Origin of the sequence: Salinivibrio sp. MA607, assembly GCF_001996245.1 — a bacterium.
Lineage (GTDB): Bacteria > Pseudomonadota > Gammaproteobacteria > Enterobacterales > Vibrionaceae > Salinivibrio > Salinivibrio costicola.
On sequence record NZ_MUFJ01000016.1, the window covers coordinates 1 to 18,561 of the forward strand.

The 18,561-nt window shown below is 49.0% G+C and carries 18 protein-coding genes and 2 tRNA genes; 9 read left to right on the forward strand and 11 right to left on the reverse strand.

All coding sequences use genetic code 11. The features are described from left to right. The first annotated feature begins 222 nt into the window (after positions 1 to 222). Positions 223 to 299, forward strand: a tRNA-Asp gene (locus tag BZG81_RS09000). Between the two features lie 8 nt (positions 300 to 307). Next, positions 308 to 384 (forward strand) — tRNA-Trp (locus tag BZG81_RS09005). Between the two features lie 101 nt (positions 385 to 485). Here BZG81_RS09005 and BZG81_RS09010 read toward each other — a convergent pair. Beyond that, positions 486 to 884, reverse strand: coding sequence for a gamma-glutamylcyclotransferase family protein (locus BZG81_RS09010; protein WP_158011838.1), 399 nt, complete (start codon positions 882 to 884; stop codon positions 486 to 488). A 184-nt stretch (positions 885 to 1,068) separates the two neighbouring features. Here BZG81_RS09010 and BZG81_RS09015 point away from each other — a divergent pair, with 184 nt between their 5' ends. Next, the gene (locus BZG81_RS09015; RefSeq protein WP_077461649.1) at positions 1,069 to 1,911 is read left to right on the forward strand and encodes an endonuclease/exonuclease/phosphatase family protein; all 843 of its coding nucleotides are present in this window, start codon (positions 1,069 to 1,071) and stop codon (positions 1,909 to 1,911) included. 42 nt (positions 1,912 to 1,953) lie between these two features. Here BZG81_RS09015 and BZG81_RS09020 read toward each other — a convergent pair whose 3' ends face one another. The 3 genes from BZG81_RS09020 to gloB all read right to left on the reverse strand — a co-directional run bounded on the left by BZG81_RS09020 (position 1,954) and on the right by gloB (position 5,047). Beyond that, a complete protein-coding gene (locus BZG81_RS09020) occupies positions 1,954 to 2,643 on the reverse strand; it encodes a YIP1 family protein (RefSeq protein WP_241827380.1) in 690 nt (229 codons plus the stop codon). Next, a complete protein-coding gene (locus BZG81_RS09025) occupies positions 2,640 to 4,217 on the reverse strand; it encodes a lytic transglycosylase (RefSeq protein WP_077677209.1) in 1,578 nt (525 codons plus the stop codon). The genes BZG81_RS09020 and BZG81_RS09025 overlap by 4 nt, the downstream gene beginning before the upstream one ends. A 71-nt stretch (positions 4,218 to 4,288) precedes the next feature. Continuing rightward, the gene (gloB, locus tag BZG81_RS09030; RefSeq protein ID WP_021024166.1) at positions 4,289 to 5,047 is read right to left on the reverse strand and encodes a hydroxyacylglutathione hydrolase; all 759 of its coding nucleotides are present in this window, start codon (positions 5,045 to 5,047) and stop codon (positions 4,289 to 4,291) included. A gap of 32 nt (positions 5,048 to 5,079) precedes the next feature. Here gloB and BZG81_RS09035 point away from each other — a divergent pair, with 32 nt between their 5' ends. After that, positions 5,080 to 5,805, forward strand: coding sequence for a class I SAM-dependent methyltransferase (locus tag BZG81_RS09035; RefSeq protein ID WP_021024165.1), 726 nt, complete (start codon positions 5,080 to 5,082; stop codon positions 5,803 to 5,805). Positions 5,806 to 5,817: 12 nt separating this feature from the next. Here BZG81_RS09035 and rnhA read toward each other — a convergent pair whose 3' ends face one another. After that, entirely contained in the window at positions 5,818 to 6,285 is a 468-nt protein-coding gene (gene rnhA, locus BZG81_RS09040; protein ID WP_021024164.1) for a ribonuclease HI, read from the reverse strand. A gap of 51 nt (positions 6,286 to 6,336) precedes the next feature. Between rnhA and dnaQ the strand changes: the two genes are divergently transcribed. Both dnaQ and BZG81_RS09050 read left to right on the forward strand, forming a co-directional pair. Further along, positions 6,337 to 7,059, forward strand: a complete 723-nt coding sequence (dnaQ, locus tag BZG81_RS09045) for a DNA polymerase III subunit epsilon (RefSeq protein WP_021024163.1) — start codon at positions 6,337 to 6,339, stop codon at positions 7,057 to 7,059. 8 nt (positions 7,060 to 7,067) lie between these two features. Continuing rightward, the gene (locus BZG81_RS09050) at positions 7,068 to 8,387 is read left to right on the forward strand and encodes a TIGR03503 family protein (protein WP_077677210.1); all 1,320 of its coding nucleotides are present in this window, start codon (positions 7,068 to 7,070) and stop codon (positions 8,385 to 8,387) included. A gap of 92 nt (positions 8,388 to 8,479) precedes the next feature. On the opposite strand, the gene fadE is transcribed toward BZG81_RS09050, so the two are convergent. Beyond that, positions 8,480 to 10,924 carry an acyl-CoA dehydrogenase FadE gene (gene fadE, locus BZG81_RS09055; RefSeq protein ID WP_077661485.1) on the reverse strand — a complete coding sequence of 815 codons (2,445 nt, stop codon included), beginning with the start codon at positions 10,922 to 10,924 and terminating at the stop codon, positions 8,480 to 8,482. 303 nt (positions 10,925 to 11,227) lie between these two features. Between fadE and lpcA the strand changes: the two genes are divergently transcribed. Continuing rightward, complete coding sequence (gene lpcA / locus BZG81_RS09060) at positions 11,228 to 11,806, forward strand: D-sedoheptulose 7-phosphate isomerase (protein WP_021024160.1); 579 nt, start codon at positions 11,228 to 11,230, stop codon at positions 11,804 to 11,806. Positions 11,807 to 11,827: 21 nt separating this feature from the next. Beyond that, positions 11,828 to 12,622 carry a class II glutamine amidotransferase gene (locus tag BZG81_RS09065; RefSeq protein ID WP_077461644.1) on the forward strand — a complete coding sequence of 265 codons (795 nt, stop codon included), beginning with the start codon at positions 11,828 to 11,830 and terminating at the stop codon, positions 12,620 to 12,622. 39 nt (positions 12,623 to 12,661) lie between these two features. On the opposite strand, the gene purN is transcribed toward BZG81_RS09065, so the two are convergent. Together purN and purM are read right to left on the reverse strand one after the other, a co-directional pair. Continuing rightward, the gene (gene purN, locus BZG81_RS09070; protein WP_021024158.1) at positions 12,662 to 13,300 is read right to left on the reverse strand and encodes a phosphoribosylglycinamide formyltransferase; all 639 of its coding nucleotides are present in this window, start codon (positions 13,298 to 13,300) and stop codon (positions 12,662 to 12,664) included. Continuing rightward, positions 13,297 to 14,340, reverse strand: a complete 1,044-nt coding sequence (gene purM, locus BZG81_RS09075) for a phosphoribosylformylglycinamidine cyclo-ligase (RefSeq protein ID WP_077577244.1) — start codon at positions 14,338 to 14,340, stop codon at positions 13,297 to 13,299. The genes purN and purM overlap by 4 nt, the downstream gene beginning before the upstream one ends. A gap of 184 nt (positions 14,341 to 14,524) precedes the next feature. Here purM and upp point away from each other — a divergent pair, with 184 nt between their 5' ends. After that, positions 14,525 to 15,151: a uracil phosphoribosyltransferase gene (upp, locus tag BZG81_RS09080; RefSeq protein WP_021024156.1), complete on the forward strand. Its 627-nt coding sequence runs from the start codon at positions 14,525 to 14,527 to the stop codon at positions 15,149 to 15,151. 159 nt (positions 15,152 to 15,310) lie between these two features. On the opposite strand, the gene dxs is transcribed toward upp, so the two are convergent. The 3 genes from dxs to xseB are packed head-to-tail and all read right to left on the reverse strand — an operon-like array spanning position 15,311 to position 18,347. Further along, positions 15,311 to 17,182 carry a 1-deoxy-D-xylulose-5-phosphate synthase gene (dxs, locus tag BZG81_RS09085; protein ID WP_077677211.1) on the reverse strand — a complete coding sequence of 624 codons (1,872 nt, stop codon included), beginning with the start codon at positions 17,180 to 17,182 and terminating at the stop codon, positions 15,311 to 15,313. A 27-nt stretch (positions 17,183 to 17,209) separates the two neighbouring features. Beyond that, positions 17,210 to 18,109 carry a (2E,6E)-farnesyl diphosphate synthase gene (gene ispA / locus BZG81_RS09090; protein WP_077677212.1) on the reverse strand — a complete coding sequence of 300 codons (900 nt, stop codon included), beginning with the start codon at positions 18,107 to 18,109 and terminating at the stop codon, positions 17,210 to 17,212. After that, complete coding sequence (gene xseB, locus BZG81_RS09095) at positions 18,102 to 18,347, reverse strand: exodeoxyribonuclease VII small subunit (RefSeq protein WP_077461639.1); 246 nt, start codon at positions 18,345 to 18,347, stop codon at positions 18,102 to 18,104. Before xseB ends, ispA begins: the two co-directional genes overlap by 8 nt. Positions 18,348 to 18,561: the final 214 nt, after the last annotated feature.

Sequence of the window (18,561 nt, forward strand, 5' to 3'; positions counted from 1 at the left end):
AGAGTAGGACATCGCCAGGCTCTCATTGCTTATCTTGTTGATAGCTCGATGCTTTTGATATCTGCGATGCTCATGTATTGGCATACACTGCGCGTCTCGATTCAAAATCCTCATCGCATCAAACAAGATAATCTAATTAGCGCTTAGTATTAGGCCTTAGTTAGCAAAAATTTAAGCATCAAAGCAATTAAGTGTAAGACTTTGATGAAAAAGAATTGGTGCGGAGTGGTAGTTCAGTTGGTTAGAATACCGGCCTGTCACGCCGGGGGTCGCGGGTTCGAGTCCCGTCCACTCCGCCACTACTTATAGGGGTATAGCTCCAACTGGCAGAGCAGCGGATTCCAAATCCGCGTGTTGGGGGTTCGAATCCCTCTACCCCTGCCACCTAAAAAGCACCGACTTATGTCGGTGCTTTTTTTTATACAAGTATCACTCGATACACTGGCTTATTGGTGATTTTTTGTGTTTATGAGTAAGAACACTTATTAGTCGTTTTTGGCGACGAATTGGCTTGGCCCAGTCGTATTAGGCTGATGACTAAAACAGAGTTCATAAGTGAAGGCGGTGGTATGCTTGGTGTCTTCTCCGCTTGTATGTTTATATTCCACTTCAACAATCACTCGTTGGTAGCCCGCGCCTTCAAATTGATCGATCTGCGCTAATCTCGTTGAAAGATCGTCAGCTTTAAATAACCAGCCTTTTACTCTGTCCTTTGCGTTATCACTTAACTCGATCCCTGGGTGCCCTGCTGCCGATCCCCAGCCACGGTCGGTGCGTATTGCTTGTATGCTGGCTTTGTGCCAGCTCCCTTTCATATCAGCGAGCAGGTGGTGGTTCTCTTCGTCTGGACAACGAGTACCGTAAACAAATAGATTATTGAGCATAGGCGTCGCTCCATGAATACACCTTGTTATCATTGCTTTTCTATCCTATCTCTGACATCAAGTGTGCGGCAAGTGATAAGGTGTGTTTATCACTTGTATTTAGGCATTAACGATCGCAAAATCGGCGCCCGATGTAGGGGCAACCTATACTTTCAGTGGTGAGCTTTATGGTGGTAATTAAGTAATGAAACGACGTATTGGCAAGGTAGTGGCCTGGGGAAGCGCCATTTTAGTCCCAACGGCCATAGTGGGTGTCAATGGTTACTTTACTGTCCCCGATGGGTCACAGTTACACACTGTCTCTGGTATTTATCGCCAATGTGTTGATTATACCCATTCATTACCGCTGGATGAACAAGGCCATTTCTCTTTGCTGGTTTGGAACATTTACAAACAGCAGCGGCCACAATGGGATACAGCATTGACGCAGTATCGAGATCCGCATCGTCTTATGCTATTACAGGAAGCGAGTTTTGGCCCTCAACTCGCGCGCTGGATTACACAGTCATCACTTCATTATGATCAAGCCTATGCGTTTGCGATGCAAGATGCGGTCGCTGGGGTTATGAATCTTTCTCAGGTTAATCCTCTCCATAGCTGCGCTTATACAGCGGTAGAGCCCTATTTACGCTTGCCCAAAAGTGCACTGTACAGTGAGTATCAGCTTTCCAATGGTCAGCGACTGGCTGTGGTCAATATTCATAGCATTAACTTCACTTACGCGATGGCGGCTTATAAAAAGCAATTAGCAGCGCTTGAGCAAGCCTTGTTACGTGTTGATGGACCGATTATCTTGGCAGGGGATTTTAATACGTGGTCGCAACGGCGATTAGAAGCAGTCAGAGCGATGGTGTCGCGTTTGTCTTTACAAGAAATGCATTTTCAACCGGACCAGCGGATGACTAAGTTTGGGCTGCCGTTGGATCATATATTCTATCGCGGATTGACCGTGGAGCAGGCCAGTGCGATTGATAATGGTGCCTCCGATCATGCGGCGATGGAGGCACAACTTAAGGTGCTAGGGTGAGCGCTCGTCGCGTGTGATGCATTAACCCATAGCTGTAATGGATTAACTCACAGCAATGATGATCGCCCAGCCACCGAAAACAGCTACCCAGGGGAGAGTGGCGACAACAATGGCTTTACCTTGATTTAATGGTGTCCAGGTACCAATAGCGGTAATACTGAGGACCCAGTACCATGGTAGGAGCAAGGGTAAACTGGCTGCCCAGGCTGTCCAGGGTGATGTCAGCGGTAGCTTGAGCAGGCCATTCAGACTATTGAGATCAGCATGAGCCGGAAGGATAAAGCTCGGTGCGAGTGTCATATTGGTATAGCTTGCTAAATCACCAATGACTGCCGGCAGGAAAATAAAGCAGGATGCCGCTAACCAGTGACGATAGCCAAAGTTAGGTGCCTCTTGCTTGGTGGATAACCGGAACCAAAGGGCTAAGGCAAAAATTGCCGCGGCACGACCAAACCAATCTCCCAATACTTCAGAGGCTAGGAGTGTTTCTCGTTGTAACCACTTTTCCGCTTCTGCTTGAGGCATGGACAGCTGTTGAGCCAGTGCTTGCTGAAGGGTTGATACATCCGTGTGATCAAAATAAGCACTCCAAAACGCAATCGCGCTCAAGCACATTAGTAAATAAGCAACCCAGCCCCACGCTGGTCGTTGACTTAGTGCGGCGAAACACGCACTTGGTCGGAGTACGGTGTCACGTAAGGCATAAAATGGATTGGTTGAGGCTTGCATCATGAGCCACTACTCCGTGAAATATCAATATGAAGTGTCAACTGTTGTCCCGGTTGGATATATGCGTTCTGGCGCAGTTGGTTCCATTTGATTAAATCTGACACGGATACCTTATATCGATGTGCAATCGTGCTCAGTGAATCACCTTGGCGAATACGGTAGGTGATTGTGCGAATACGTTGTGCATTGTTTTCTTTATCCCACACAACGAGCTGTTGACCAATGCTTAAGGTGTCGCGAGGACTCATGCCGTTCCACTTCGCGAGTTGGCGATAATCCACGTCATAACGACGCGCAATCGTCCAAAAACTATCTCCCTGACGTACTGTGTGAGTACGCTTATAACCATCACGCTCGGCAGCCTGCAAGGCGGCCAACCGTTGAGGAGCACTTAGCGTGTATTGAGACTCATCTTTGAGCGATACCGGGATCATTAAGCGTTGACCCACACGAATGCGTGATGAGCGTAACTGATTCGCGCGTTTGAGTACTTTTACCGTGGTATTATACTGGTCTGCTATCTCACTTAGGCTATCGCCCGACTTAACCGCATAGCGTTCGACACGAAGTCCCTGATTCTTATTTTTCGCGAGCTCGGTATTGAAGCGCGCCACCTTATCATTCGGCAGTAAAAGGTGAGTTGGGCCCGATGGAGACGTTGCCCAGTGGTTATAGGCTGGATTAAGGCTTTGCAGTTCTGACACAGTCAAACCCGCATAGTTAGCTGCTAACGCGAGATCCATTTGCATACCCGGATCGACCATGGTTAACACTGGTTGGTTAGGGATTTCAGGGAGATCTAAACCGTATTTGTTTTTATTGCGCAGCACGTCACCCAGTGCGATGAGTTTGGGCACATAACTGCTGGTCTCTTTAGGAAGATCAAGGTGCCAGAAATCGGTCGGTTTTCCGCGCTGCTCGTTACGTCGGATCGCTCTTGATACGCGCCCTTCGCCGGAATTGTACGCCGCGATTGCGTGTAACCAGTTGCCATCAAACATGCCGTGCAAGTACTCGAGGTAATCAAGTGCGGCATCGGTTGATTGGGCCACATCACGTCGGCCGTCATACCACCAGTTTTGTTCTAAGCCAAAGCGTCGCCCCGTAGCAGGAACAAACTGCCATAAGCCCGCGGCTCTACCATGAGAATAGGCAAACTGATCAAACGAGCTTTCAACAACAGGCAGCAGTGCCAGCTCGAGTGGCATATTACGAGCTTCTACTTTTTCAACAATAAGGTGTAAAAAGGGCGTCGCGCGCTCAGTCACGGTTGCGAGGTGATTAGGGTAGTTTAAATACCAATTTCGATACCGCCTCACCGATGCATTATTTGGGACAGGCAAGGAGAGTTGCATACTGATCCGCTGCCAAACATCCTCTTGTTTTTGCGGTGAGAGTACCGTGGGTTGGTTAGGTACCGCTTTCTCTGGTGTTACTGCGGTCTCTGTGGGCGCAGATGAAGCCTTCTGGCCCGCAATAGGAGGCGCTTTGTGGGCGGTATCCGTGTCTTGAGTGTCACCCGTTGACTGACAGCCGCTCAGCAACAGTGTGCTCAATAAAACTAAACGGTACTTCATGGCATAAAAACCTTCGTCCAAAATAGCCGATGATGATAGGGGCTGGTCTCACTGATGACAAGAGACTCAGCTCAAAATTCGTCCTTCCACTGACGTAACGCGCGGAAAACTTCTAATTCAGTGTTATTTTGCGCACGCCCGCTGACCGCTTGAATTACGCTTGGCTCATGAATGCGCAAAAACGGATTGATACGTTTTTCGCGTCCAATGGTGCTCGGTAGTGTTTGTTTTTCCTGAGCGCGTAATCGGTTGACTTCTTCGCGATACAAATGGAGATCATCGTTTTCAGGTTCGACAGTGAGTGCGAAGGCAACATTGGCAGCGGTATACTCGTGGGCGCAATAGACCTCTGTTTCAATCGGCAAGGAGGCTAGCTTCTTAAGCGAATTTAGCGCTTGTGCTGCGGTGCCCCCAAGCAAGCGGCCACAGCCAGCAGAGAATAGCGCATCACCACAAAACAGCTTCCCATCGCCAACAAAAGCGATGTGATCATCAGTATGTCCTTCAACTCCGACCACTAAAAATCGATGATCGAAAACATCAATCTGATCGCCATCTCCCACTGCCATACTTAAGCGCGGGATAGGTTTGATCTCCGGTCCGATAACTTGGGCGCTGGGTGCGAAACGGACAAGCTCCTCAATACCATTCGTATGATCCCAGTGGTGATGTGTGATAAGAATACAAGACAGTGTCAACGTATTTGCTTTGAGATAGTCAATAACCTGACTTGCTTCACCGGGATCGACCACGGCGCATCGATTATCTTCACTAATAATGAGCCATATGTAATTATCGTTAAATGCAGGTATGCTTTTGACGTGAAGCATTGGGTTCTCCAGCGATAGAATGAGCCTTAATAATGAAACCAGCGCGCATTGAACATCAGTTTGACTATCCCTATACATGGGACCAGATTGCCTACGGTGATTGGGCGCGCACCCAATTGCAAACTCGGCTGGATGAGTGCCTGCCTACTTTATTCGGCTACCATTTGCTTAAATTAGGTGGATTAAGCTGCGAGCTAGTTAGTAAACAGTGTAACATTCAACACCAAGTCTGTGTCGATAAACACAATCCGATGCGTAACCTCACGGCTGCCCACTATGCCTTACCGTTTATCCAAAAGTCCTTTGATGTCTGTTTACTCGCACACCAACTTGATTATAGCGACGACCCGCACCGATTACTAAGAGAGGTCGATCGCGTGATGATTGACGATGGTTGTTTGATTCTTTCTGGCGTTAATCCAACCAGTCTCCTGGGGATGAAAAAGCTGATTAGAGGTCGACATCAGCGCCTACCTTGGGGAGGACGAATGTTTTCACCGCTGCGCGTCAAAGATTGGTTAAGTGTCATGAACTATGAAATCATTACCGCACATCAAATGGGTCTATGGCCAACACAACGCCCCAACGCTCGCCATGCGTGGGTTGAAAGTAGCGCCAGTATGATAACGCCCGCGTTAGGATCTATTTATCTTATTATGGCGCGAAAACGCAGTTATCCACTTAAACCGATTAAGCCCCGTTGGAAACTAAAGCAAGCGGTATCGCCGCTAGGGGGAGTTGTACCTAACGGCGGTTAGCGCACCATGCTTTTATGCAGGAGGCTGATAGCCTTCGTCTGTTTCGGTTGGTTGGTTAGCGGCTTGACGCGCGAGCTCATCACAACGTTCATTTTCAGGGTGACCGGCGTGGCCTTTTACCCAGTTCCACGTGATCTGGTGGTTGGCTGCCACCTGATCTAATTGCTGCCACAGGTCGGCATTTTTAACCGGCTTCTTATCCGCCGTTTTCCACTGGCGCTTTTTCCAGTTATGGATCCACTGGGTAATTCCTTGGCGAACGTATTGGCTGTCCGTGGTCAGAACCACTTCGCAGGAATCTTTTAACGCTTGTAACCCGACAATCGCGGCCATCAACTCCATGCGGTTGTTGGTGGTGAGGGTAAACCCAGCACTCAGCGTTTTTTCATGCTGCTTATAGCGCATTACCACACCATACCCCCCAGGACCTGGGTTACCGAGGCATGAACCATCTGTGAAAATTTCTACCTGCTTGGTCATCTTTGATACTATAGGCTATTCATCTGAGCCAAGTTTGACACAGTTATTGCCATGAAAGCGAATTACGATCGTCTCATCGTGTTAGATACCGAAACCACAGGTATGAACCGCGAAGGTGGGCCTCACTACCGAGGTCACAATATTATAGAAATCGGTGCCGTTGAGATTATCAATCGCAAACTCACCGGTCGGCACTTTCATGCCTATATCAAACCCACGCGCGCGATCGACCCTGAAGCGATTTCAGTGCATGGTATTACTGATGCATTTTTAGCAGATAAGCCTGCCTATACGCACGTGCATCAGGCCTTCGTCGACTTTATTCAAGGTGCTGAGTTGATTGCTCATAATGCGCCCTTTGATGTGGGGTTTATGGACCATGAGTTTAAAAACCTCGGGGTATCGGTGCGAACCAATGAGATTTGCACAGTCACAGATACCTTGGCAATGGCGAAGAAAATCTTCCCAGGCAAACGTAATAACTTGGATGTATTGTGTGATCGCTATGGCATTGATAACTCAAGGCGCACATTACACGGGGCTTTACTGGATGCGGAGATACTAGCTGACGTCTATCTGTTAATGACGGGTGGACAAACAGATTTATCCTTTAATGCAGGGACCGACACTGATAATGCAAGCCCAATGGCGCCGAGAACGGTTAAGCGTCAGAAATCGCTAAAGGTCATCCCTGCATCGGCCGATGAAATGAGTGCGCATGAAGCGCGGTTAGACTTTATTGAACAAAACGGCAGCTGTCTTTGGCGGCAGTAGGAGCAGGCATGAGAAAGCGGTGGTGGGCAGTTTGTTTTTGTTTCCCTTTATTGGCACACGCCAACGAGCAAGAAATCCGGCTGCTGGAAAACCGCTTTCGCGTTGACCCCACGATTGAGCGTGCTGCGTTTGTCATTTATCGAGAAAAACCCAGCATGCCCGTGGTCTTGGTTCGGCCTGACGGAAGCAAATATTATGCATGGCGGCATCCCGATAATGTCTCTTGGCATCAAGAGGCTGATATGGACATTGTATCGATTAGCGGTCCGATGCCCGGGCCGTGGCAAGCCATTGGTCGCGTTAGCCCTGATAACAAAGTGAAAGTGCTGAGCGACTTGCGCATGAAAGTGGAAGATTTGCCCAGTCGGCTTTATCAAGGTGAAGCGATTAAATTCACCGCACGATTAATGTTAGGTGATGACCCCCTTAATCTGCGAGACTTTATTCGGCGTGTGGATCTCACCGTTAGTTTTTCTGAGTTTGTTGACGATCCTGCCTCGCTTAATCCTGACCAACGTCCTCAGCCAAAATCACTCGGCCAGTTTAGTGATGATGGAACAGGGCTGGATGAAGCGCCTAATGATGGGATCTTTACTGTTTCGCTTCCTATTGATGTGATGCCAGGTAAGTATCGAGCACGTGTGACATCGGGAAATGGGATCTTCTTTCGTACCCTTGAGCAAGAAGTCCTCGTTTACCCGACGCCACTCATGGCGACTTTTAAGCAAAGCCAAATAGATGATGAGCCGCATCAGTTAACTATCCAAATGGAACAAGCTAGCATTGAGCCCGGCAGCGTGTCTGTTCATGCCAAGTTTACTGATACCGAAGGCAAGACAACGGTTTATCAAAAAAATAGTGAGGAAAAGTCAGAGACACTCTCGCTCGATATTCCTTATGCGAGTACGCCTGGGCAATATAAATGGCGCTCAACTCTATACGCGACAGACCAATTGTCGGGTCGCTCCCTGGTTTTCCCCTTACCAGAGCAAACTTTTGCTGTTACAGATTACGAAGCGCTAGAACAAGCTGAAGCAGAGCGCGAAGCGCGTGAGCAGGCAATGATGGAGGCCGCCGAGGCACGGAGACGAGAAAGAGAGCAGGCTGAAGCACGTACAACGTCTCTCATTATTATTGGCTTAGGTAATTTGCTTGTCATCTTGATTGGCGCCGCAACCTGGTTTGTGCTGAAAAAGCGTAAAGCACGAAAATTAGCTGAAGCCGCGCAAGAGCTTGAAGCTCCGCCACCCGATAAAGACGCGGAGTCAAAGGAGGCAAGTGAAGAGACGGATGAGCTGGATATCGATGGATCGAATAAAAATGTTTAACCGTGGCGAATGATAAAATTTAGCCGTGGTTAAGGATAAAAAAAGAGAGGGAAATCCCTCTCTTTTAGCGGTGCGCTCAAAATACAGTGCGGTTATGCCGCATTATGCATCTTGTTTTCTTTGACTGACGCGGCAGGTAACTCTGCAGGATCAAAGTCATCGACATTGATTGTTTCGAGTCGACCTTGCTCGGCTTCTCGCAGCAAGTCGGCTTCTTGCTCGGAAATGACGCCAGCGTGTAACCCTTTATCGGCTACTTGATCCAGGAACATGAACGGCAACTTCTCGCCAAGACCGTCACAGACCTTCTTATGGATAGGCTCAGCCTTGAGGATGTCATGCAACGCTTTCTCGATATTGCCGATCGCATTGCCTGGCTCAAAGAATTGACCACGACCAATCCGGTCACGCGTCGCACTAGGTGATTGTAAAATCACTGCCAATTTACCATCCAGACGATCACCCGGCTGGCGGCGTCCTCTACCAAGAGGGAACACCAAGGCTCTTACTAACCCGGCAATCACACGATTCGGGAAGTTTGCGAGGAAACCATCCAATGCTTGCTCTGTTTGGTACATCGCGTCTTGCATGCCCCAATGAACCAAAGGAAGATCCTCGGTCTGGTAGCCTTCGTCAGCGTAACGCTTCATGGTCGCGGATGCTAAGTAGAGCTGGCTAAGCACATCCCCCAAGCGCGCCGATAAGCGCTCTTTACGTTTCAGGTTACCGCCCAATACCGCCATAGAGACATCAGCAAGCAGTGCCAGCGCAGAGCTGTAGCGATTCATCTGCTGGTAGTAACGACGTGTCGCGTCTTTGCGTGGTGCTTTCGAGAAACGTCCATCGGTTAAACCAAGCCAAAGGGTGCGAGCAACATTGCTAAATACAAAGCCGACGTGACCGAACAGTGCTTTGTCAAATGCTGCAAGTGCCGCTTGCTGATCGCTATTCTCGCTCGCACGAATCTCATCTAAGACAAATGGGTGACAACGAATCGCCCCCTGGCCAAAGATAATCATTGAGCGGGTCAGAATATTCGCACCTTCCACGGTGATAGCAATCGGTGAGCCCTGGTAATTCCGGCCCAAATAGTTTTTCGGCCCTAAACAGATGCCTTTACCACCAATAACATCCATCGCATCAATGACGCTCTGCTGGCTACGGTGAGTACAGTGATATTTGACGATTGCCGAGATAACAGAGGGTTTTTCGCCTGCATCAATCCCTGTCACGGTCAACGCACTCGCGGCATCCATAACATAGGCATTACCCGCGATGCGAGCCAGCGGCTCTTCGATCCCTTCCATTTTGCCAATTGGCAATTTGAACTGACGACGAATACGTGCGTAAGCGCCGGTTGCAAGTGCAGCCGATTTAAGCCCACCCGTGGTATTTGAAGGCAGCGTGATACCGCGACCAATAGACAGGCACTCCATCAACATGCGCCAGCCTTGACCGGCCATTTTTTGCCCGCCAATAATAAAGTCCATCGGAACAAAGACTTCGTTACCTTGAGTCGGGCCATTTTGGAAAGGCACGTTCAATGGGAAATGGCGGCGACCAATTTGCACACCTTCCATATCGGTTGGGATCAATGCGCAAGTGATGCCGAGCTCGTCTTGATCACCGAGTAAATGATCGGGGTCGCGTAGCTTAAATGCCAAGCCTAAGACAGTCGCTACCGGTGCAAGCGTGATATAGCGTTTGTTCCAGGTGATTTTCATTCCCAGGACTTCTTCACCGTTCCAAACGCCTTTGGTCACTACGCCGTAGTCTGGAATAGAGCCCGCATCCGAACCGGCTTCTGGGCTGGTTAATGCAAAACAAGGGATCTCCTTACCCTGGGCAAGGCGAGGGAGGTAGTGGTCTTTCTGATCCTCGGTACCATAATGCTGAAGTAGTTCACCAGGGCCGAGCGAGTTAGGAACACCCACGGTTGACGACAGTACACCAGAAACCCCCGACAGTTTTTGCAGTACTAAAGACTGTGCATATGCGGAAAACTCTAGGCCACCATATTGTTTTTTGATGATCATGGCGAAGAACTTATTGTCCTTCAGATACTGCCACACCTCTTCGGGAAGATCGGCAAGCTCGTGCGTGACCTGGTAGTCATCAACCATGCGACAGACCTCATTGACAGGTCCATCGAGGAAGGCTTGTTCTTCAGCGCTAAGTGTGGGGGCCGGAATATCATGCAATTTGTTCCAATCCGGGGCGCCGCGGAATAAATCGGCTTCCCACCAGACGGTGCCTGCGTCGATCGCTTCTTTCTCCGTTGCTGACATTTCTGGCATCACGGATTTAAAGGCTTTAAATGCAGGCTTACTCAGCCAATTGCGACGAAATGTCACAATATTTAGTGGTAGAGCAATGACGGCAAAAATTAACCAAGTAATTTGCCCCACACTCCCTATGACTGTCCCTACAACTAATCCGGCTGCCAGTACGGCAGTCGATACCAGCAACTTAGCACGATGGTATGCGAGTACGCCGGCCAGTATTAGCATGGCGACGATATATAACCCTGTTGCCATCACGTCATCTCCTTCGGTTTAATTAGGCTCTTACGCGTCGTGGTAAGAGGTCGTACCACTCAATGTAACCAAAAAATTAAATAATTGTAAAATCATACGGTGTGACCTGGCCTGCAAGGTCAGAAAATCTTCACTGCAGTTATTGCACAAATGGAAAGATAGGTTGCCATTCAAGCAAACGTGACCGAGCTCGCTTGCTGGATGATAACGGTAGTCGACAGCCCTAAAACGATACGGGTACACTGACAGTTGAACTGACTGATGCCTAATGGGCGTGATATTTGTTAACAGTGGGAAGGTGCCATGTACCAAGATCTTATTCGCGGTGAGCTTTCAGAAGCAGCCGATGTGTTAACCGCATTTTTGAGTGATGACAATAACATCCAGCAGATTGAAAAAGCGGCGACACTCCTTGCTGATAGTTTTAAGGCCAGCGGCAAGGTGTTGTCTTGTGGTAATGGTGGCTCACATTGTGATGCGATGCATTTTGCTGAAGAACTCACCGGGCGTTACCGCGAAAACCGTCCAGGCTACCCGGCGATTGCCATTTCCGATCCGAGTCATATTTCCTGTGTCTCCAACGACTTTGGCTACGAGTATGTTTTCTCCCGTTATGTTGAAGCCGTGGGTATGAAGGGGGACGTTCTGTTTGGCCTATCGACCTCGGGGAATTCAGGAAACATCTTAAACGCGATGGAAGCGGCTCAGAAAAAGGGCATGAAAACAATCATGCTAACGGGAAAAGATGGCGGCAAAATGGCCGGGCTAGCGGACATCGAAATTCGGGTTCCACACTTTGGTTATGCTGATCGCATTCAAGAAGTTCATATCAAAATTATCCATATTCTGATCCAATTGGTGGAAAAGGAAATGGCAGCATAATTCGCAGAGGTAGACGAAAGAATGTGTGAGTTGCTTGGCATGAGTGCCAACGTCCCTACGGATATCTGTTTTAGTTTTACCGGCTTAATTCAACGGGGCGGAAAAACAGGTCCGCATCGTGATGGTTGGGGGATTACTTTTTATGAGGGTAAAGGATTTCGTACCTTTAAAGATCCGGCCCCCAGCAGTCAATCTAAAGTCGCGGAGCTTGTAACCAGTTATCCGATCAAAAGCTGTTCGGTCGTTAGTCATATTCGTCAAGCGAACCGAGGCGGCGTGAGCTTGGAAAACACACATCCTTTTACGCGAGAAATTTGGGGACGCCATTGGACCTTTGCCCATAATGGCCAACTCTCTGGGTTTGAAAGTCTCGAGACGGGACATTTCAAACCCGTGGGAGAGACCGATAGTGAAAAGGCCTTTTGTTGGTTGTTAAACGAGCTGTTTAAGCATTATCCAAAGCAACCGGACAACATGTGTGAGGTGTTTGATTTTATTGCTTCACGCTGTGACCGACTGCGCGCGCTTGGCGTATATAATATGCTGTTTAGCGATGGCGATTATGTGATGGCGTATTGCACCAATAATCTGCATTGGATTACACGTCGTGCGCCATTTGGTCGAGCGAGTTTGATCGATCAAGAAATGACAGTTGATTTTCACGAGCAGACAACGCCGGATGATATTGTTTCAGTGATTGCGACGCAGCCGCTGACCAATAATGAGAGCTGGCATAAGATGCAAGAAGGGGAGTACTGCGTGTTCCACTTTGGCGAGGTCTATTGCTCGAACCAAGCGAGCGTCGCCACATCATGATCGAACAGGCGCCGAGGCGCCTGTTCATCGCAATGCCGGTCAATCGTCAGCTGCATGGCCTGAAGGACCGAGTGGTTGATTGTCCAACCAAGCTTTCCCAGCTTCCATTTTAAGCCGTCCATCAATAAACCATTTAACCACTAATGGATAGATTCGGTGTTCTTGTTGTTGAACACGGGCGGCGACGGAATCAATCTCATCATCGGCAAAGATAGGGACGCGAGCTTGTAATATCACAGGCCCACCATCAAGTTCTTCCGTGACAAAATGTACCGACGTCCCATGCTCTTTGTCGCCAGCATCAATCGCGCGCTGGTGGGTATGTAGTCCCGTGTATTTAGGGAGCAGTGATGGGTGAATATTCAGCATCCGCCCTGCGTAATGGCTGACAAAACCTGGGGTTAAAATACGCATAAAGCCAGCCAATACCACTAAGTCGGGTTGATGAACATCGATAGCCCGAACCAAAGCCGCGTCATAGTCTTCGCGGCTGGCATACGCTGTATTAGCAACGACCTGAGCGGGAATATCGGCTTGCTCGGCACGTGTTAGGCCATACACGTTTGCTTTATTGGCGATAACAGCAACGATGCGTGCCTGATGCCCCTGATGAAACTGATCAATGAGCGCTTGCAGGTTTGAGCCACTACCAGAAATTAACACAACAATGCGTTTCATTCTGTGAGCTCCACTTGCGCTTCATTAGCGTTTGCATGGGCAATATGACCCAGTTGCCAAGCGGTTTCTCCTGCTTCATTGAGTAAAGCAATTGCTTTCTCTGCTTCGGTTTGTGGTAGCGCAATGACCAAGCCAACACCACAATTAAACGTACGTAGCATTTCGTAATCGCTGACATTGCCTTTTTCTTGCAGCCAGTCAAAAATTGCAGGCCACTGCCAGCTGTTATTGTCGATCACTGCTTTTGTCCCTGCAGGTAATACGCGGGGAATGTTCTCCCAAAAACCGCCACCTGTGATATGCGACACCGCGTGAATTGAGGTTTGCTCCTGCAGCGCTAAGACAGATTTGACGTAAATACGGGTCGGTGCCAACAAATGTTCGATAAGCGGTTGACCGGCCAATGGCGTGCTGAGATCCGCTTGGCTCACATCGAGGATTTTACGGATCAGGGAATAACCGTTTGAGTGCGGACCACTGGACGCAAGGCCAATCAGTGCATCGCCATCGCCGACATTGCTGCCATCAATCAGCGCCGACTTTTCCGCCACCCCGACACAAAAGCCAGCGACATCATAATCGTCGCCACTATACATTCCCGGCATTTCAGCGGTTTCGCCGCCGATCAAGGCACAGCCGGCTTGTTGGCAGCCGTGTGCGATTCCGGTCACGACATTGGCAGCGACGTCGACGTCGAGCTTTCCTGTGGCATAGTAATCAAGAAAAAATAACGGCTCTGCGCCTTGCACAATCAGATCGTTGACACACATCGCCACCAAATCGATGCCAATTGTGTCATGTTTATTCGCGTCCAATGCAAGGCGTAGCTTGGTTCCAACGCCATCCGTACCAGACACCAGTACGGGCTCTTTGTATTTGGTTGGCAATGAACAAAGTGCACCAAAACCGCCTAGTCCTCCCATCACTTCAGGGCGATGTGTTTGTTTCACCACACCTTTAATACGATCGACCAGTGCGTTGCCGGCATCAATGTCGACACCTGCATCTTTATAGCTAAGAGATGATTGTTTACCGCTCACTGCAATTCCTCGCCGGAGTTGGAAATCAAAAGTCGGCGCTATTCTATCAGCGCATTCAGTGAAAGGAAAACGTTTGCGTAAGCAGTTTGGTGAGATTCTAAACGATATATCAAGCGCTATCTCTACGCTAGCAAATTACTTTCATGTATACTACCGAGAATTTGTTTTTTGTAAGGAGTCTAAGATGAAGGTCGTGGAAGTAAGGCACCCGTTAGTCAAACATAAAATCGGCTTGATGCGTGAACGTGATATCAGCACCAAGCGGTTTCGTGAGCTTGCCACCGAAGTAGGTAGCCTGTTGACTTATGAAGCCACCTCAGACTTCGATACAGAAAAAGTGACGATCGATGGCTGGGATGGCCCGGTTGATGTCGACCAAATTAAAGGTAAAAAAGTGACTGTGGTGCCTATCCTTCGTGCTGGACTCGGTATGATGGATGGTGTCTTAGAGCACGTTCCTGGCGCGCGGATCAGTGTCGTGGGTGTCTATCGTGACGAAGAAACCCTTGAACCTGTGCCTTATTTTCATAAGCTGGCGAGCAACATCGATGAGCGAATGGCCTTGGTCGTGGATCCGATGTTAGCAACCGGTGGCTCTATGATTGCGACGATCGATTTGTTGAAAGAGCAGGGCTGTCAGCAAATTAAGGTTTTGGTTTTGGTCTCAGCGCCTGAAGGGATCGAAGCACTGAAAAAAGCACATCCTGATGTGGAGCTTTATACTGCTGCCATTGATGAGAAGTTAGATGATAACGGCTATATTGTTCCTGGTTTGGGCGATGCTGGCGATAAGATTTTTGGCACTAAGTAACTTTTTGGCACTAAGTAACTAAGTAACTAGGTCATTAAGTAACCAAGCCATTAAGTCGTCAGAAGCCAAGTAGCCAGACGCCAAGTCATCAAATTAATCGTTTGGAAAAACAAAAAAACCGCTAAGTACTAGCGGTTTTTTTAGTTTCAGGGGCTTAGCTTAACCTAGCTTAGCGAGGTAGCGCCGGATTTGGGCTTCAATGCCGGTGCTGTCTAATTCGATATCGGCATGGATTTCTTGTTGTGTGCCTTGCGAAATAAAACGATCGGGTAAGCCTATTTGCAGGACGGGTTTCACCGTGCCTTGCGCCATCAATGTTTCAATGACGCCAGAGCCAGCGCCGCCCGCTACCGCATTCTCTTCCACGGTTACCAAGCAGTCATGGGCTTTTGCCATCTCCTCGATCAGTGTGTGATCAAGAGGCTTAGCAAAGCGCATATCGACAACCGTTGCATTGAGCGCTTCTGCCGCTTCTAATGCGCTTGGCAGCAAGGTACCAAAGTTAAGGATCGCGATGCACTCGCCTTGACGTTTGACCACACCCTTACCCACGGGGATAGCTTGCATTTTATCTTCAATAACAGCGCCCATCCCGCTGCCTCGTGGGTATCGCACTGCGGCGGGACCATCATGAATATGACCGGTATACAGCATTTGACGGCATTCGTTTTCATCACTGGGCGTCATGACAACCAAATTTGGGATGCATCGTAAGTAACTTAAATCAAACGCACCTTGGTGAGTTTGACCGTCGGCGCCGACAATACCACCGCGATCAATCGCAAATAACACCGGAAGATTCATGATCGCGACATCATGAATGAGCTGATCATAAGCGCGTTGTAGAAAGGTCGAATAAATCGCGACCACCGGATGATAGGTGCCAATCGCCATACCCGCGGCAAGCGTTACCGAGTGTTGTTCCGCGATAGCGACATCAAAATATTTATCTGGGTGTGCCTTAGAAAAGCGGACCATGCCAGACCCTTCTCGCATGGCTGGCGTGATGGCTAACAATTTGTCATCTTGTTCGGCCATATCACAAAGCCAATCACCAAACACATTGGAAAAGCTGGGGCTGGAAGGCTTAGACTTAGGTAACGTATGCACGCTCGGATCAAACTTGGGGACAGCATGATAGCCAATCGGATCGTTTTCTGCCGGCGCGTAACCTTTGCCTTTTTTGGTCATCACATGTAAAAATTGCGGACCTTTTAGGTGGCGCATATTTTTAAGGGTTTTGACCAGCTCTTCGACATCGTGCCCATCAATCGGACCAATGTAATTAAAGCCTAACTCTTCAAACATGGTGCCAGGCACGACCATGCCTTTGAGGTGTTCTTCCGCACGACGTACCAATTCTTTAATCGGGGGGGCGCCGGAGAGCACTTTTTTGCCGCCTTCGCGAATGCTGGTATAGACATTGCCAGAAAGCAATTGCGCAAAATGATTATTCAAGGCGCCGACATTTTCTGAGATAGACATCTCATTGTCATTCAGTACGACCAACATATCGGGCTTCACATCCCCAGCGTGATTCATGGCTTCAAAAGCCATCCCCGCGGTGATGGCGCCGTCGCCAATCACACTGACTACGCGCCGGTTCTGCCCTTCTTTTTCCGCGCAGATAGCCATCCCGAGTGCTGCGCTGATTGAGGTCGAAGAGTGCCCGACTGACAGCACATCGTAAGGGCTTTCTTCTCGCCAAGGGAAGGGGTGAAGGCCATCTTTTTTCCGGATCGTGGGCATCTGCTCCCGCCGTCCGGTTAAGATTTTGTGGGGGTAAGCTTGATGCCCTACATCCCAAACAAGATGGTCAAATGGCGTATTATAGACATAATGCAGCGCCACAGTGAGTTCCACCGTTCCCAGCCCTGAGGCAAAATGGCCGCTGGAATGGCTCACTGTGTTAAGTAAATAGGTACGTAACTCCTCGCACAACTGAGGCAAGTGGTCACGCGGTAAGGTGCGTAACTCTTCAGGCGTATCAGCAAGCGCGAGGGTTGGGTATTTTGATATATCCAATGTCATAATGGTTCGGCGCTTTTATTAATCATGCTAGTTGTTGCGCTCGATGATATATCGGGCAAAAACTTCCAGTTGCTCGGTATTGTAGGGGATCGCCTCCAAGGCGTGTAGTGCTTCTTGGTAAAGTTGCGTCGCTTTTTCTTGCGCGCCAGCCAGCCCCAGTAAAGCAGGGTAGGTGCTCTTCTCCGCATTCACATCGGAACCTTGAGGCTTTCCAAGCGTTTGCGTATCGCTGGTGATGTCCAAAATATCATCCTGAACTTGGAATGCGAGCCCGATAGCATCCGCAAATCGGTCTAACGATCCGAGGTGTTTCACCCCAGTCTCCCCAGCCGCATAGGCCCCCAATCGTACCGCCGCTTTAATGAGTGCACCGGTTTTATTACGATGAATTTGCTTCAAGGCATATAAATCAACGGCTCGGCCTTCTGCGGCTAAATCAAGTGATTGACCCAGACACATCCCGGATGCGCCGCTTGCATTGGCCAATACTTTCACCATATCGATACGGTATGGTTGGGCATTTGGATTGAGTTCACCTTCAGCAAGCACGGTAAAAGCCAGTGTTTGTAGCGCATCACCGGCGAGAATCGCCGTCGCTTCATCGAATGCAACATGACAAGTCGGCTGACCACGGCGCAAACTGTCGTTGTCCATCGCCGGTAAATCGTCATGGATTAATGAATAAGCATGAATACATTCTACTGCTACTGCGGGTGTGTCGAGCTGCGCAAGCGGTATACCGAAAAGTTGCCCCGTCGCATAGGTTAAAAACGGGCGAATCCGTTTTCCTCCCAATAACAAGCCATGGCGCATCGCTTGAATAAGAGGTTGTTCCTGATGGTCTAGGGTATAAAGCCAGGATTCAAGTTGTCGGTTACTTCGCGTTTGCGTCTCGCGCAGCGTATCTTTTGCAACAGTACTAGTCATCGTCTTGGGGGGAAAACTCAGTCAGTGGCCCATCGTCTTCTTGCGAAAGCAAGATCTCGACCCGTTGCTCGGCGTCCGCCAAGGTTTTTTGCCCTTGACGGGTTAAGGTGATACCACGCTCGAAGCGTTTCATTGCCGTATCAAGCGGCAGTTCGCCGGACTCTAACGCGCCAACGATACTGTCTAACTCTTTGAGCGTGTCCTCAAAGGTCATATTTTCTGGTTTCTTCACAGCCATGATGCCATAAAATTAGAAAAGAAAGGCTAGACGGTAACTCAGCGGTGAAAAGTGGTCAAACCGCAGAGGCCGATTTTGTGTTCTTACCCCAAGCGGTAAATGGCATGTTATCCTTATTAATATTGACGGATTTACGCTAAACCTAAAGGATTGGTTGCCGATATAACCAATACCCTGAAAATGAACAACAATGACTTAATGGTAGTTAAGGGAG